Genomic DNA, 16,989 nt, shown 5'->3' with positions numbered 1-16,989 from the left:
CTGCGGTCTGGGGCTATCGGCCCGTGTCGGCGCGACGCGCTACCCCGGCATGCGCCCCCCGGCTGCCGGATGGAACGACGACAGCTCAGTGATTCGGTACCCAGTCGCCTGGACGGATGCGCGGGGTTCGCCTGTAGGCATCGCACTCGCCTGTCAACGCCCGTGCAGCTGGCTCCGGTCGTCCCGTTACGCACAGACGGCATGACTAACGCGCTGCGGCAGGCAGCAGGTCGACAATCTGCTCGGTTGCCGCATCCACCGCAGCGCGCGTGTACAGCAGCGGGAAGTAGCTGCCCTGCAGCCACAGCGGCGCCAGGTCGCGGTAATGCGGGCTGGCCGGGTCGCCGGATTGGCCGGGGTAATTCATGGCGCGCGAATTATCCCAATCGCCCAGGTCGATGATCAGACGTGCGGACGGGCCGATGGTCTGGCGGAAGTCGCTGGGATCGTAACTGGATTGATTGGGCGTGTACGGGCTGCCGCCCTTGGCGAACGGGCCGACATCCAGCCGCGCGCGTTCGGCGCCGAGCGCTGCGCTCATCGCATGGGTGACGGTGTTGGTGTGCAGCTTGCCCCACTGCCATTGCGCCGGATCGGGGCCCTGCCTGTCGACCAGCGATTGATAGGCGCTGCGCAGCGACTCCAGCAGCAACCGGTTGCGAGCCGCGACAGGGTCGGGCCCGAACGCAGCGCCCGGATGCTCCAGCGCCTCCAGCAGTACCGCGGCGTCGGGCATGCCGAACGTGGCTGCCTCCGCCGGGCCCATCACCATGGCCTTGTAGGCCGCGCCGAGGTCGCTGCTGAACCACACTTCCTCCAGCGCGGCAGCGGCAGAGGTTGCGCTGACTTCGCCGTTCCACGGCCGCAGCAGTGCCAACGCCGCGTTGGTCGCCGGGTCCTGTGCGTGCAGCGGCTGGATCAGCGCCACCAGCCGCTGCGCCGGCAACGACACCTGGTCGTTCTGCAACTGCTGCGAATCCTGCAAGGTCACCTTGGGCAGCTGCGAGAGCACCTGGGTGATGCGGGCGTGCCGCGCGTCGTTGGCCCATTCGAAGCCGATCTTGCGTGCCAGGGATGGATCGCCGTCCGGCAGATTCATCTCGTTGGAGGTGGTGATGAAACCGGAAGCGGGATTCTTCGATGACGGCAGCACATCGCTGTGCCAGAAGCCGCTCCACTCGTAGCGTCCATCGCCGGGAACCGGCAGCAGCCCATCGGAGTGCGCGCGGCGCGGGGCCGTGCCGGCCGTCGCCCAACCGATGGTGCCGTGCACGTCGGCATAGACCTGATTGACCGACGGCGCGCCCCAGTGTGCGAGCGCGCCCTTGAACTGCTCGAACGATGCGCTGCGCAGATACCGCAGCGACCCCAAATAGGGCGCCGTGCCGGGTTGACTCCAGACCGAGGCAATGGCGTAGGCGATGTGCTTGTCCGCATCGACATAGACCACCGGCCCATGCCGGGTGAATTGCAGCTCCACCGGCACCGGTTTGCCATCGCGCACGGCAATGGATTCGCGCTGCGTACGCATCGGCTCCCAATGGCCTTGATACCAATAGGACGCGTGATCGGCCGGATTCAGACGGTAGACGTAGAGATCTTCCTGGTCGATGTTGAAGATGGTCAGGCCGAAGGCGCTGGTACGGTTGTGGCCGATCGCGATCCCCGGCGAGGTGGGCTCGCCGGCACCGATGATGTCCAGCCCCGGACTGCTCAGATGCACGAAGTAGCGCAGGCTGGGCACGGTATAGGCCCGATGTGGATCATCTGCCAGCACCGCATGACCGGTGGCCGACTTGTGCGGGGCGATCACCCAGTTGTTGCTGCCTTCTGCCGCAGCTTCTTCTTCCGGGCGCAGCGACGCGCGGTCGGCGATGGCGCTGCGCGGCTGGGTATCGGCGCTCAGCCTGGGGCTCTGCGTGGCCAGTTCGTAGACCTTCAATACCGCGTCCGGAAGGCAGGGGTCCAATCCTTCGGGCACGTGGGTGGTCCAGGCCGGCTGCAGCTTCAGGCGGATCGCGTCGATGCGCAGCGAGGCCTTGCAGGCGACCTTGGCGCGTGCGACCTCGCTTTTGACGTTGCGACTCAAGCCGGTGCTGCGGATGCGCAACATATCCTCGGCCGACCACGTCTGCGGACGATAGCCGAAGGTGCGGAATTCGTAAGGCAGCGCCTGTGGATGCGCATCCAGCCAAGCGATATAGGCATTGATGCCGGCAACGAATCGGCCCACGTCGCGCTGTGCGTCGGGGCCGTAACTGGCCCATTCGGCGTGCATGTCGCCGCGATACAGAAACAGCCGCGAGGCGCGATCCTGGGCGAGGTAGGCCGGCCCGAACGCCTCGGCCAGATGGCCAAGCCCTTTACGTCGCAGCAGATCGAGCTGGAACAGGCGGTCGCGCGCGACATTGAATCCCTGCACGAAGAACGCGTCGCCATCGGTGCGCGCGTAGATGTGCGCCACGCCCCAACGATCGACGCGGATCTGCGCCGGCTGCTCCAGCCCGGCCACTGCCATGGACGATGGCGATGGCGACGACGCTGGTGCGGCATTGCCCTGCAGGCTCAGGCTGCTCAGCAGCAGGCACAACGCCCACCGGTGTGTTGTGTGGAGCATGGATGAGGCCTTGTGACTGCAGAAAGGACGATGCCGCACGCCTGCACGATGACACCGACAGCCGTGCAGCGTGCCGCATTGGCGGCGTGTGCTTGCACGGATTGCAGAATGCACGGCGCAGCAAGCGAATCGTGCCGGGGGCGGCTGCGATGCAGTGTGGCTGCAGTGCCGTGCCCTGCGTTGCATGCACAGGCACACGCCCACAGGACTGTCGTGTCGGCTTGATCGCATGCTGTACGTGCGCATTCGCACGATGCCAGGCGTCGCATGCGCAACCATCGACAGCCGATATGCCATGGCATCGCGCGTCATGCATGCATCGCCTGCAGCATCGCGGAATGCTGCCTTCACATGCGCCGTGGCGCGAGCGCGCATGATCGTGGTTCTAGCGGCACTGATGCTGCACAGGCAATGTCTCCATGCCGCCAAAGCGGAAAGCGTCTGCGTTCTCTCTCTGGTGGCAATCGATTACCCAACCAGCACCATCGCTGCAGGCGCACCCGGCTCGGGATGCGGCCGTGCCCGGCGCTGCATTGCTCGGCGACGAGCAGATGGAAATGCTGGCGCGCGCGCTGGCAACGACGCACACGCTCTACACCGGCCCGGCACGCGAGCTGTTGTTGTCGGGGCTGAAGTCCAATCAACGCGCGCTCGAAAGCGCGGCATCGCGCCTGAACGAGATGGCGGCCGCTGGCGTGCGCCTGCACCCTGCCGGCGAATGGCTGCTGGATAACGATTATCTGGTCCAAGAGCAGATCCGCCTGGCGCGCCAGCATCTTCCACCTGGTTACAGCCGCCAGTTGCCGCGCCTGCGTACGCCGAACTCCATCGGTCTGCCGCGGGTCTACGAGTTGGGGTTGCAGGTCGTGGCGCATGGCGATGGGCGCGTGGATGCGATCACGCTGAGCCGTTTCATCGCGGCCTACCAACAGGTGGCACCGCTCAAGCTCGGCGAACTGTGGGCCATTCCGATCGTGTTGCGGCTGGCGTTGATCGACAACCTGCGCCGCGTTGCCGACGGCATCATGCACGACGGGCGCGACACGGCTCTGGCTGCGCATTGGGCCGCTATGCTGAACGCCACGGCCGCCGCGCAGCCCAAGGACGTGGTGGGAGTGGTGGCCGACATGGCGCGCTCGCAGCCGCCGGCCAGTGGCGCGTTCGTCGCCGAACTGACGCGCGGTATCCAGGGCCGCGGCCCGGTGCTGTCGATGGCCAGCGCCTGGGTGGAACAGTGGCTGGCGAGCGAAGGCCACAGCGTCGAGGGAATGGTGCATGCCGAAAGCCAGCGCCAGGCGGCCGACCAGGTATCGATCGGCAACAGCATCGGCAGCCTGCGCTTTCTGGACGAGATGGATTGGCGCGAGTTTGTCGAAACCATGAGCGTGGTCGAGCAGATCCTGCGCAAGGATCCGGCCGTCGTGTACGCGCGCATGGATTTCCAGACCCGCGATACGTACCGGCACGTGGTGGAACATCTGGCCCACCGCATGAAGTGCGACGAACCCACGGTGGCCGACACCGTGCTGCGATTGGCCGCACAAGCGCAGGCGGCCGAACCGGTGGCCGCACACGTGGGTTACTACCTGGTGGATGCGGGGTTGCCGCTGTTGCGTGCCGCGCTGGGCGATCCGGCCACGCCCGGCACGCCGACGCCACCGCGTCTGCGCGTGCGTCGCGTCGCGCTGCCGACGTACCTGTTGCCGATCGCAACGATCGCGGCGCTGTGGACCGGCGTGTTGCTGCAGTGGGCCGGCGCATTGCCGCCGGCGCTGTGGTGGATCACTGCCGGCATCGCGCTGCTGGCGGCCAGCGAGTTGGGCATTGCCCTGGTCAACTGGGTGGCGACGCTGTGGGTACGCCCGCGCCCGTTGCCGCGCATGGACCTGCGTGCCGGCATCACGCCCGATTGCCGCACGCTGGTGGTGATGCCGAGCATGCTGGCCGGTACCGATGCCATCGACGAGCTGGTCGGTGCGCTGGAGGTGCATTACCTGGCCAACCGCGACGCGCAGCTGTACTTCGCGCTGCTCACCGATTTTCTCGATGCGGCGCAGGCGCTGTTGCCGGCGGACATGGCGCTGGTGGCGCATGCGGCGCAGCACATCGACCGGCTCAACGCGGCCTATGCCGACGCGCACGGCGATCGGTTCTTCCTGCTGCACCGCGCCCGCCAGTGGAATGCGGGCGAAGGCTGCTGGATGGGCGCCGAGCGCAAGCGCGGCAAGCTCGAAGCGCTCAACCGCCTGCTGTGCGCCGAGGATGCGCCGCTGCAGGCCGCCAGCGACTTCCTGCAGGTGCAGGGCGATGTCGCCGTCCTGGTGGGGGTGCGCTATGTGATCACGCTGGACAGCGATACCCATCTGCCCAGGGATGCGGCACGTGCCCTGGTCGGGGCGATGTCGCATCCGTTGAACATGCCGCGCCTGGATGCGTCCGGGCAGTACGTGGAAGCCGGCTACGGCATCCTGCAGCCCGGCCTGGGCACCGGCATGAGCGAGGGTGGCGAATCGCGCTTTGCGCGCATGTTCGGGATCGAACCGGGCATCGATCCGTACACGCGGGTGGTGTCGGACGTGTATCAGGACCTGTTCGGCGAAGGCTCGTTCATCGGCAAGGGCATCTATGCTGTGGCGACCTTCGAGCAGGTGCTGGCCGGGCGCTTCCCCGACAACCGCGTGCTCAGCCACGACTTGCTGGAAGGCTGCTATGTCCGCGCCGGGTTGCTCAGCGACGTGCGCCTGTACGAGCGCCATCCGCAACGCTACGCCACCGATGCCAAGCGCCGCGCGCGCTGGGTACGCGGCGACTGGCAGCTGTTGCCGTGGCTGCTGCCGTGGGTGCCCGATCGCGGCGGCAAGCGCGCGCGCAACCGGTTGTCGTGGCTATCGCGCGGCAAGCTGCTGGACAACCTGCGCCGCAGCCTGGTGGCGCCGGCCGCCTTCGGCCTGCTGCTGATCGGCTGGCTGTGCTCGCCCACGCCGCTGCGCTGGACAGCCTGGCTGCTGGTGCTGTGGCTGCTGCCGGGGCTGTGCTCGGCGCTCTATGCGCTGGCGCACCCGCCCGAAGGTCTGGGGTTGCGCCATCACGCGCGCCAGGTCGGCGTGGGGCTGCGTCAGTACCTGTTGCGCACCGGCGTGGTGCTGGCCTGCCTGCCGTTCGAGGCCGGGCTGCAACTGGCGGCCATCGCCCGCACGCTGGTGCGGATGGCCATCACCCATCGCCATCTGTTGCAGTGGGCGCCCTCCAGCGAAGTGGAACGCAGCGCGCGCAGCGGCAATGCCGAACATCGCCTGATGGCCGGCGCCGCCTGCGCCGCGGCGCTGGTGGTTGCAGCGGTTGCGTGGTGGTCGCCGGTGGCGCTGTGGGTGGCACTGCCGCTTGGCGTGGCGTGGATGGGCGCGCCCTGGCTGATGGCCTGGCTGGGCGGGCAGCCCGCCGCCCCGGTGGCGCAATTGTCGCAGGAGCAGCGCGCTTTCCTCGGCGGATTGTCGCGGCGCACCTGGGCGTTCTTCGAAACCCATTGCACCGCGCAGCATCATTGGCTGCCGCCGGACAACGTGCAGGAATATCCGGTCACGGTGGTGGCCAACCGCACCTCGCCGACCAACATCGGGCTGGGCCTGCTGGCCAACCTGGCCGCCTACGATCTGGGCTACCTGACGGTGGCCGGCGTCATGAGCCGCGTGGCCGATACGCTGACCACCCTGGAATCGCTGCCGCGCCACCGCGGCCATTTCTACAACTGGTACGACACCGAAACGCTGGCGCCGCTGCTGCCGCGTTATGTCTCCACCGTCGACAGCGGCAATCTGGCCGGTCATCTGCTGACGCTGCGGCAAGGGTTGCTGGCGCTGGTGGAGGCGCCGGCGGTCTCGATGGCGGTGTTCGACGGCCTGGCCGACACCTTGAGCGTGCTGGCATCGCACGCCAGGGCACGCAACGTCACCACCGATGCGCTGGATGCGCTGGATACGATGTCGCAGGGCGTACAGGGCCTTTGCAGCCAGCCCGCGCCAAGCCCGCCCCAGGCCGACAAGGCGCTGCGCCTGCTGTTGGCGCAAAGCCAGCGGATCCTGGCGCTGATGCCGGTCAGCGGCGACGACGAAGAACCGTGGCCGCAGCGGCTGGTGGCCAGTTGCAAGGCCGCCCTGGCCGAGTTGAGTCACTGCGCACCGGCACTGGCCGACACCGATCCGCACGCAGCAGGGACGACGGGTGCCATGGTCGCCACGCTGCGGCAACTGGCCGCCAGCGACTGCGCACCGAACGTGCAGAGCTGGGCCGCCAACCGTGTGCAGGAACTGCACCGGCTGGCGCATCGCGCCGGGCAGTTGGCGCAGATGGATTACGACTTTCTCTACAACCGTGCCCCGCAGTTGTTGTCGATCGGCTACAACGTCGACGACCGTCGCCTGGACAGCGGCCATTACGATCTGCTGGCCTCCGAGGCGCGCCTGGGGATCTTCGTGGCCATCGCCCAGGGCAAGCTGCCGCAGGACAGCTGGTTCGCGCTCGGGCGCACCCTGACCGATACCGGCGCCGAGCCGACGCTGCTGTCGTGGAGCGGCTCGATGTTCGAATACCTGATGCCCGACCTGGTGATGCCCAGCTATCCGCAGACGCTGCTGAACCGCTCGATGCGCGGCGCGGTGCAGGCGCAGATCCGCTACGGCGCCGCGCGCGATGTGCCCTGGGGCGTGTCCGAATCGGGCTACAACACGGTCGATACGCGGCGCAATTATCAATACCGCGCGTTCGGTGTGCCCGGGCTCGGACTCAAGCGCGGCCTGGGCCAGGATCTGGTGATCGCCCCGTATGCCAGCGCGATGGCCTTGATGGTCGACCCGGATGCGGCGTGCCGCAATCTGCAGCAATTGCAGGCGCTGGGATTCGGCGGCCGCTTCGGGCTGTACGAGGCGATCGACTACACCCCGTCGCGGGTGCCGCGTGGCGAACAACACGCCGTGGTCCGCTCGTTCATGTCGCACCATCAGGGCATGGCGCTGCTGGCACTGGACCACGTGTTGCGCGATGCGCCGATGCAACAGCGCTTTGTCGCCGATCCGCAATTCCAGGCCACGCTGCTGCTGTTGCAGGAGCGCGCGCCGCGTGCCGGCGTCTACGTCAAGGGATTGGCCCAGGCCGCAGAGCGCCCGGTTCCCACCGAGGCGGGCATGGCCCTGCGCATCCATCGCGACCCCGATCTGGCCCAGCCGGCGTTGCAACTGCTCTCCAACGGGCGTTACCACGGCATGCTGACCTCGGCCGGCGGTGGCTACAGCCGCGCGCGCGACATGGCGGTGACCCGCTGGCGCGAGGACGGCACCCGCGACCACTGGGGCACCTTCTGCTATCTGCGCGATGTGGACAGCGGCGCGGTGTGGTCGGCCGCGCATCAACCCACCTGCGTGCCGGTGGAGCGCTACGAGGCGATTTTTTCCGACGCGAAAGCCGAGTTCAAGGGCAGCCACCAGCGCTACGACAGCCATCTGGAAATCGCCATTTCCGCCGAGGACGACGTGGAGATGCGCCGGCTGCGCATCCGCAACCGTTCGCGGCAGACGCGCGTGATCGAAATCACCACCTATGCCGAAGTGGTGCTGGCGCCGGCGCAGGCCGACGAGGCGCATCCGGCCTTCAGCAACCTGTTCGTGCAGACCGAGATCCTGGCCGACAAGCAGGCATTGCTCTGTACACGGCGCCCGCGCGGGCATGACGAGGCGCAGCCGTGGATGCTGCATCTGGTGGCCGTGCACGATGCCGACGTGGCGACGATTTCCTACGAGACCGATCGCGCCGCCTTCGTCGGGCGCGGGCGCAGCACCCGCAATCCGCTTGCCTTGCACGCGCACGCCAACCTGTCCGGCGCGGCCGGCTCGGTGCTGGACCCGATCGTGGCGATCCGCTGCCGTATTTCGCTGGCGCCCGACCAGCAGGCGCAGGTGGACATGGTCTATGGCGTCGGGACCCAACGCGAGGCCTGCACCGCGCTGATCGACAAATACCGCGACCGCCGTCTGGCCGATCGGGTGTTCGACCTGGCGCTGACCCAGAGCCAGGTCACGCGCCGGCAGATCGACGCCTCGCTGGAAGATGCGATGCTCTACGAGCGGCTGGCCGCGCGCGTGCTGTTCGTCGACCCGCAATTGCGCGCCGATAACGAAGTACTGCTGCACAACCATCGTGGCCAGTCGGCGCTGTGGAGTCATGCCATCTCCGGCGATCTGCCGATCGTGCTGTTGCGCATCACCGACCCGGACAATCTCGACCTGGCGCGCCAGCTGGTGCAGGCACACGCGTACTGGCGCCTGAAGGGCCTGCGCGCGGATCTGGTGATCTGGAACGAAAGCCAGGCCGGCTATCGCCAACAGTTGCAGGACGCCATCCTGGGCCTGATCGCCGCCGATCCCGAAGCCAATGTCCTCGACCGTCCCGGCGGCATCTTCGTGCGCGCCATCGAACACATTTCGCAGGAAGACCGCGTGCTGCTGCAGACCGTGGCGCGCGCGATCCTGTGCGATGCCAACGGCACGCTGGACGCGCAACTGCAGCGCCACCCCAGCGCACGCGCGCAGCCGCCGCTGCTGGAGCCGATCCAGCAGCTGGACAGCGCCGACGCGTTGGCCAGCACCCACGCCGCCTATCTGGACCGCACCCTGCAGGCCGCATCCGACGAAGCGGTGCTGTTCGACAATGGCCTGGGCGCGTTCGCCGCCGACGGCCGCGAGTACCGCATCACCCTGGACGAGGGCATGCCCACGCCGGCACCGTGGTGCAACGTGCTGGCCAACGCCCAGTTCGGCAGCGTGGTCAGCGACAGCAGCGCCGGCTACAGCTGGGCCGAGAACGCGCACGAGTTCCGGCTGACGCCATGGCATAACGATCCGGTCGGCGATACCTCCGGCGAAGCGTTCTATCTGCGCGACGAAGACACCGGGCAAGTGTGGTCGCCCATGGCGCTGCCGTGCCGCGGCAGCGGCCGCTACACGGTGCGCCATGGCTTCGGCTACAGCGTCTACAGCCATACCGAACACGGCATCGGCAGCGAGTTGTGGGTGTTCGTGGATGCGCAACGGCCGATCAAGTTCAGCCATCTGCGGTTGAAGAACCTGTCCGGGCGCCCACGCCGTCTCAGCGTGACCGGCTATGTGGAATGGGTGCTAGGTGACATCCGCACGCGCTCGCAGCTGCATGTGGTCAGCGAGGTCGACCTGGGCAGCAGCGTGCTGACCGCACGCAACCCGTACAACACCGAGTTCGACGGGCGCGTGGCGTTCTTCGATGCCGATGCGCCCAGCCGCAGCATCACCGCCGACCGCAGCGAGTTCATCGGCCGCAACGGCAGCCTGGCCGCACCGGCCGCGCTCGCCCGGCAGCGGTTGTCCGGGCGCGTGGGTGCCGGCCTGGACCCATGCGCGGCGATCCAGATCCCGCTGACGCTGGCGGCCGAACAGAGCTTTGAGACGGTGTTCCGGCTGGGTGCGGCCAGCAACCGCGACGCTGCGCTGGAACTGGCGCGCAGCAGCCGCGGCGTGGCCACCGCGCAGGCCGCATTGCTGGACGTGCGCAGGCACTGGGAACAGGTGCTCGGCAGCGTGCAGGTGCGCACGCCCGACCCTGCCGTGGATCTGCTGGCCAATGGCTGGCTGCTCTACCAGACCATCGCCTGCCGCTTCCTGGCGCGCAGCGGCTATTACCAGTCCGGTGGCGCGTTCGGCTTCCGCGATCAATTGCAGGACAGCATGGCGATGGTGCACGCGCAACCGGCGCTCAGCCGCGCCCATCTGTTGCGCAGCGCCGCGCATCAATTCGTGCAGGGCGATGTGCAGCATTGGTGGCACCCGCCACAAGATCGCGGCGTACGCACGCAGTGCTCGGACGACTTCCTGTGGTTGCCGCAGGCGCTATGCCGCTATCTGGACACCACCGCCGACGCCAGCGTGCTCGACGAGCCTGTCGGCTTCATCGACGGGCGCGCGCTCAAGCCCGACGAGGAATCGTATTACGACCTGCCGCAGCTCACCGGCAACGTGCAGTCGCTGTACGCACATGGTGTGCTCGCCCTGCAGCGCGGCATGACGCGACTGGGCGAGCGCGGCCTGCCGCTGATCGGCAGCGGCGACTGGAACGACGGCATGAACCGGGTCGGCAAGGACGGCAAGGGCGAAAGCGTCTGGCTGGGCTTCTTCCTCTACGACACCCTGCTGCGCTTTTCGGCCGTGGCCACGCAACGCGACGATGCGGTCTTCGCCGCCAGCTGCCACACCCATGCGCAGGCCTTGCGCGTAGCGCTGGAACAACACGCCTGGGATGGGCAGTGGTACCGGCGCGCCTGGTTCGACGACGGCACCGTGCTGGGCTCGCACAGTTCCGACGAATGCCGCATCGATTCGTTGTCGCAGAGCTGGTCGGTGCTGTCCGGAGCGATGGATCCGGCGCGCAGCGCGCAGGCGATGCAGGCCATGTACCAGCACCTGGTCGATGCCGATGCGGGCATCGTCAAACTGCTGATGCCGCCGTTCGATCGTACCGGCCACGACCCGGGCTATATCCGGGGCTACGTGCCCGGCGTGCGCGAGAACGGCGGCCAGTACACGCATGCGGCGGTGTGGGCGGCGATGGCCTTCGCCCATCTCGGCGACAGCGCGCGCGCCTGGCAACTGGCCGGGATGATCAACCCGATCCACCACGCCCTGGATGCCGACGCCGCGCAGCGTTACAAGGCCGAACCCTATGTGCTGGCGGCCGATGTCTACGCAGTGGCGCCGCACGCCGGCCGCGGCGGCTGGAGTTGGTACACCGGCGCGGCCGGCTGGATGTACCGGCTGCTGACCGAATCGCTGCTTGGTCTGCAACGGCATGGCACCCGCATGCATATCGTGCCGTGCATCCCGGCCGGCTGGCCGGGCTATCAGCTGCGTTATCGCTTCGGCAGCAGCACCTACGTCGTCGACGTCACCCAGCGCCCGGGGGTCCAGCCACGGCTGGAAATCGACGGAGTGACGCAAGCCGAGCTTGCTTTCACCCTGGTCGACGACGGCGAGGTCCACGCTGTCGCCCTGGACTGGCCGGGAGAGGCGACATGAGCATGCGCACACGCACCCACACCAATCACCAGCTTTCCGACCTGGGCAGGATGTTGTCGGTGTGGCCGCAACGGGTACGTGACCCCAGCCAGTTCTGGCCGCAATTCGATGCCTTGGCCAAAGGCATCCTGGATGAGGCGGCCGAAGCCGATCTGCAACGCGTGCAGCGTCGCTTGCGGCAGTTGCTGCACCACCATGGGCTGACGCGTGCGCAGTGAGCGTGCAGGCCGTCTCCACCGTCTCGTCGTCTGGTAAACAGGCTTCGGAGCGGGCAAGGCGCTGTCGCCAAGCCGTAGCTTCGCTCAGCTGCAACCAACCCATCGCAGCGGTCATCACCGCTGAGCCGGCGAGAGGTGCGGCTTGGTGTCGTTTTGGTGCAGCGTCAACTGCTCAGTCGGTCGAGCGCGCGGTGCCCTCGCCGCTCGCGGGACACGCCGCAAGTACGTCCCTGTAGGTTCGGTGGCGGCATCCATGCCGCCACACGGTCCCGCAAGCGGCGAGGACACCGCACCAGAGAGGTATTCGGTTGCTCTCTTAAAAAGCTTGTCCGTTGCTCGGCTTGCATTGGCACACTGATCGGATGCGTCGTCATTCAGTGGGGCACGTCATGCATTGCTTGCACCCTGCATACCGACCCTCTCCACCGGTCCTTGCCCGCCCACCGTCGCGGGACCTTACGCGGCATGGATGCCGCGTAAGAGCCTCCATGGACGGATTCACGGCGTGTCCCGCGATGGTGGGCGGGCAAGGGCCCTGCAGCCAAACCGCAGCGTCCATGCTCTGCGCCTGACCCCTCCGCGCTGTTTCGCCACTTCTGAGTGGCCGAGTTACCGCATACAGCCCTCCACAGCACAATGATCGACGACGCGCAGGCGCCACGCTTAGACTCCGCGTTTACACGCGCCAAGGCCGCTGGTGATCGATCTCAATGACATCGCGCTATACGTGCAGGTGGTGCGCAGCGGCAGCTTTGCCGAGGCCGCACGCCGGCTAGGCACCGCGCCCAACAGCGTGAGCCGGCGCGTGCAGCAGCTGGAAGCGCAGCTGGACACACGCCTGATGCAACGCTCCACTCGCAAGCTCACCCTCACCGACGCCGGCCAAGCCTTTTACGAGCGTTGCGCCGATGCGGTGGACGGGCTGACCTCGGCCGGGCAGAGCCTGGTGGCCGGTGGCGATGAAGCCGCCGGTCTGGTGCGGGTGGCGGCGCCTGCGGATTTCCTGGATTTTTTCCGCGTCGAATGGGTGGGCGAGTTTCTCGCCGCGCATCCGCGCGTGCGCCTGGAATTCGTGCTCAGCGATGGCAAGGCCGACCTGATCGCCGAGCGCATCGATGTGGCCTTCCGCGGCGGTGTGGTGACGGACCTGGGCTATGTCGGCCGCCAGATCCTGGCCGACACCAACGATGTGCTGGTGGCCAGCCCCGGCTACCTGCAGGCACGCGGCAGGCCGCTGCGGCTGGACGAATTGCCGCAGCACGACTGCCTCAGTTTCCCGCATCCGAGCGGGTACGCCACCTGGACGCTGGTCGGCCCGTCCGGGCTTGCCGAAGACGTCCAGGTGCAGGCGCGCATGGCCGCCACTACTGCGCGCGCGCTGCGGCTTGCGGCGGTGGCCGGGCTCGGCATCGCATTGTTGCCGCAGGCGCTCACCTGGCCCGATATCCACGAAGGTCGCCTGGCCGTGGTGTTGCCGGATTTTCAACGCAAGGGCCAGAGCCTGTACGCGCTGTATCCGAGCCGGCACCATCTGCCGCGTGCGGTGTCGGCGTTTATCCAGGCCGTGGCGACGCGATTGAATGCGGCTGAATGCAAAAAGGTGGCTGGCTTGGCCAACAGCGCCGCCATGCCGGGCGTGCGGTGATCGTGGCGCTGCGGAGTGCGGCGGTTTCAACGCCTTGATTCGATCCAGTCTGCGCACCTGGCGCGCACAACATCGCGCCGACCTTGCTTGAAAGCGGTTGACGCCCTGCCGCGCGGGCAACGCGTTGCATCGAGCGGCACGTTGTCCGCTCGATGCAGGGTCGGCACGTTTGAACCATCGGCACCGTGCAAACGGATGACATGATCGCCAGCGCACGCGATGCCCCTGGACGGGCATCGCGTGCTGCATCACTCAGGCTGCAAGCCCTTCGATCTGCTGCTGGGCGCTGGCAATCCCCGCCTGGCGGGCGTCTGCGCCAGTGGCCAGGCCTTCGGCCACGATGACCTCGGGGGCGTGCACGCCGACAAAGCCCAGCGCGGTGCGCATGTAGGTCTCTGCATGTTCAAGCGATGCCATCGGCGAGCCGGCGCCATAGAAGCCGCCACGCGCCACCAGCAGAATCACCCGCTTGTTGCCGGCCAGCCCTTCGGGCAGGCCTTGCGCGTTGTAGCGGAAGGTCCTGCCGGCCACCAGCACACGATCGATCCATGCCTTGAGCTGAGTCGGGATGGTGAAGTTGTAAAGCGCCACACCGATCACCACAGTGTCGGCCTCCAGAAATTCCTGCAGCACGGCTGCACTGGTGGCCAGTTCGGCTGCCAGTTCCGGGCTCTGGTCGCCGGTGGGATTCTGCTGGGCCGCCAGGTGCGCGCCGGAGAGGTGCGCCAGCGGCGTGGCGGCCAGATCGCGGTAGGTCACTGCGATATCGCGGTTGCCGGACTGCAACCTGGCAACCGTGGCCGCCGACAGCTGACGGCTGACCGAGTAAGCGCCGAGGATGCTGGAATCGAGATGGAGCAGTTTCATTGGAATGCCTTTGGAAACGTAGGGGGTGTGAGGGTTCGACGATGCGTGGCGGTAGCGCCCACGCATCGACACGGTGGTGATGGACGTGGTTGAAGCTCTGACGCGCGCAGGGCGCGCTTTTCTAAAAGCGCACGGCTCTCAGCAACATCGGCAGTGCGCTGGTTTGCTGGGCAACGCATGTACCGTGAGCCGGCCACGCCGCCGCCCTGCATCCGCTGCCCGCGGCGGTTGCATCAGGCCAGGCGGCCCCTGGCGCGCAACTGCTCGCCGATGCGGCGGATCTCCGCCTCGCCCTGGGCCAGTGCCGCCGCGCTGGTGTGCACCGAGTAGTGGCCCATCACCAGCTCGTGGGGATGCTTGACCGCCGAGCCGAGCACGAACGATGTCGCGCCCACCGACACCACCTCGATGGCCTGCTCGGCATCCTTGAACACCGCCATCTGGCCGGCGCCGATGCTTTCAGCCGCTTCCAGCTGGCCGCCGTGCACCGCGATCCAGGCCACGCTGTGGCCGGCCGGCGGCACGTAGCGCCAGGTCTCGCCGTCGCGCAACTGCACGCTCAGGTAGGTCATGTCGGCCGGTGCCGGGATCCTGCTTTCCAGCGTGCCGTAGCGACCCAGCAGCACGCGCACCGGGCCGGCCACCGGCACATCCTCCGGCGACAGGTACAGGCTCTGCGCCGGCGCATTTTCCTCGGCCGCCGGCAGTGCGACCCACAGCTGGAAGCCCTTGGCCGACGCCTGGCCCACCGGCACGCCGTCGTGCCAGACGCCATTGCCGGCACGCATCCATTCCACCCCGCCGGTGGGCAGCGTGCCCTGCTGGCCGGTGCTGTCCTCATAGCCGACCTCGCCCTCCATCAGGTAGGTGAGCGTGGCAATGCCCGAATGCGGATGCATGCCCATCGGTGCCGCTCCCGCGGACGGTTTGACGGTGAACAGGTCCAGGAACACGAACGGCTTGACCAGCTGGCCCAGATCGCCCGGGCTCATCAGCCGGGTGATCGGTCCGCGGGTGGTGCCGCGGGTGCGAAACACCACTGGGCGCGGTGGGACCTGCACGCTTGGCGCGCGCTGCAGCTGATCGGCATAGACGGGGGCCAGTTGTGCGTTCATGACAGATCTCTTTGCGGTGGTGGAGCAAGCTGCTCCGGTGATGCAAAGCGTAGAGACGCGCCGATTGATCGACTAGCCGGGACATTTGGAGTGCAGTCGTCCAGAAATTGAGATAATCGATGCCGCATGATCTCGGCACGCGCCACTGAAACAGTGGCCGCGCACCGCTACGCGCGCGCTCGGGACGGGAGCGCTGCCGGGGACGTTCGCCCGGTGATCCAGATGCTGGTCGCTCCCGGCCACCAATCCAGCGCGAACAGCTCGGCGTTGCCGTGCGCCCCGGCGGGCAGCCTTCATGCCGCGCCAACAACGGATTCTTCACGCTTGCGCCATTCTTCCGCTGGAGATCTCCGATGATCCGTACCCTCGCCCCGCTCGCTGCCGTCCTGTTGCTCTCGGCCTGTGCCTCCAACCAGGTGGCACAGGTACAGCCCATCGATGGCGCGATCACCGGCCAGTGCCATATCGAAAAGGTCCGCGGCATCGTGGGTCTGGCCGCAGCGGCGCAGACGGTGGAGCGTGCACGCGTCGATAGCGACAGCCTGCAGGTCAGCGTGCGGCGCGGCGAACGCGCCACCGGCGGCACCACCGCCAGCGGCCTGGCCGACCCGGCCCAGGGCGCCAGCGAGAGCGGTGGCGATCACCTGAGCATCGAAACCGGCCCGCACAACAACATCACTGCGGTGTATTGCGGCTGAGAGTCGCTGTCGGTATCGGCGTCGCCGTACCTCGGGCGGCGACGTAGTGCGCAGGTGTCACGTTGCCTGCGACCGCGGAACCATGCCCAGACCGCACGCTGGCAGACCGACCAGCCCCATCGCTGAGCGCTTTCCCAAGGCCTGACGACGCTGGCGTTGATCCCAGCGGCCGATGCAGGCGGCAGCATGTTGCTCATCGTTGCCACAGTGCTGATGACGCTTGAGTGGATCAGCGACACGTTCGACGACAGCGGCTGGATGCAGGCAACCGCCTTGGTCAGCGCCATGGCACGCCCTCAGGAATCAGCGCTCAGCGCGACATCGCGCTGCCGGTCGTAGCGGCTGATGTCGCCCGGCCTGTTTCCCATCGTCAACACCACACGCCGGATGACGACGCCAGACCATCGTGCAATGGCACGCGTCAATTGGGCAGTGCGTGCAGATCGCCTGGCTGCGCTCGTGCCTGCACACACCAAGCACGATCTGCCGGTTTTCCGGCGTGCGCAGTGCATGCGACGGTGCGCCACTGCCGCCGCTATCGGTGCGCAGCGCCTGCAAGATTGACGCGCTGCGCCCAATGCGAACTTTGCCTGTCGCCGCCTGTGCGATGCAGGCGTTCGTGCAAGCGCGGCGCGCTTTATTGGGCCATCGCCTGCAGCGACGATCGCCCAGACACCTTGTCTTCAATGGCGCCATCAGTGCAGTACCAACGTGGTCATGCCAAGGCGCCAATGCTGATA

8 protein-coding genes are annotated in these 16,989 nt (G+C 67.5%); 5 read left to right on the top strand and 3 right to left on the bottom strand.

The window, feature by feature from the left end:
* Positions 1-205 precede the first annotated feature (205 nt).
* Positions 206-2,617: a penicillin acylase family protein gene (locus tag FHY18_RS18980; protein ID WP_259159073.1), complete on the bottom strand. Its 2,412-nt coding sequence runs from the start codon at positions 2,615-2,617 to the stop codon at positions 206-208.
* Positions 2,618-3,168: 551 nt separating this feature from the next.
* On the opposite strand from FHY18_RS18980, the gene FHY18_RS18975 reads away from it, so the two are divergent.
* The 3 genes from FHY18_RS18975 to FHY18_RS18965 all read left to right on the top strand — a co-directional run bounded on the left by FHY18_RS18975 (position 3,169) and on the right by FHY18_RS18965 (position 13,569).
* Entirely contained in the window at positions 3,169-11,706 is an 8,538-nt protein-coding gene (locus tag FHY18_RS18975) for a glucoamylase family protein (protein WP_259159310.1), read from the top strand.
* Complete coding sequence (locus FHY18_RS18970; protein WP_259159070.1) at positions 11,703-11,924, top strand: hypothetical protein; 222 nt, start codon at positions 11,703-11,705, stop codon at positions 11,922-11,924. The genes FHY18_RS18975 and FHY18_RS18970 overlap by 4 nt, the downstream gene beginning before the upstream one ends.
* 697 nt (positions 11,925-12,621) lie before the next feature.
* Positions 12,622-13,569 (top strand): LysR family transcriptional regulator, encoded by a 948-nt coding sequence (locus tag FHY18_RS18965; RefSeq protein WP_259159068.1) that lies wholly within the window; start codon positions 12,622-12,624, stop codon positions 13,567-13,569.
* 252 nt (positions 13,570-13,821) lie between these two features.
* Here the strand turns inward: FHY18_RS18965 and FHY18_RS18960 are convergent, their stop codons facing one another.
* Together FHY18_RS18960 and FHY18_RS18955 are read right to left on the bottom strand one after the other, a co-directional pair.
* A complete protein-coding gene (locus tag FHY18_RS18960) occupies positions 13,822-14,436 on the bottom strand; it encodes an NAD(P)H-dependent oxidoreductase (protein WP_259159066.1) in 615 nt (204 codons plus the stop codon).
* Between the two features lie 233 nt (positions 14,437-14,669).
* Positions 14,670-15,551: a pirin family protein gene (locus FHY18_RS18955; protein WP_259159065.1), complete on the bottom strand. Its 882-nt coding sequence runs from the start codon at positions 15,549-15,551 to the stop codon at positions 14,670-14,672.
* A 353-nt stretch (positions 15,552-15,904) separates the two neighbouring features.
* Between FHY18_RS18955 and FHY18_RS18950 the strand changes: the two genes are divergently transcribed.
* On the top strand, positions 15,905-16,249 hold the full coding sequence (locus tag FHY18_RS18950; protein WP_259159061.1) for a hypothetical protein: 345 nt from the start codon (positions 15,905-15,907) through the stop codon (positions 16,247-16,249).
* Between the two features lie 186 nt (positions 16,250-16,435).
* On the top strand, positions 16,436-16,588 hold the full coding sequence (locus tag FHY18_RS18945) for a hypothetical protein (protein WP_259159058.1): 153 nt from the start codon (positions 16,436-16,438) through the stop codon (positions 16,586-16,588).
* Positions 16,589-16,989: the final 401 nt, after the last annotated feature.

This window comes from Xanthomonas sp. 3793 (assembly GCF_024806835.1).
Lineage (GTDB): Bacteria > Pseudomonadota > Gammaproteobacteria > Xanthomonadales > Xanthomonadaceae > Xanthomonas > Xanthomonas arboricola_F.
Note: the sequence above shows the minus strand (reverse complement) of the source record. Positions and strands in the feature narration are given on the sequence as shown.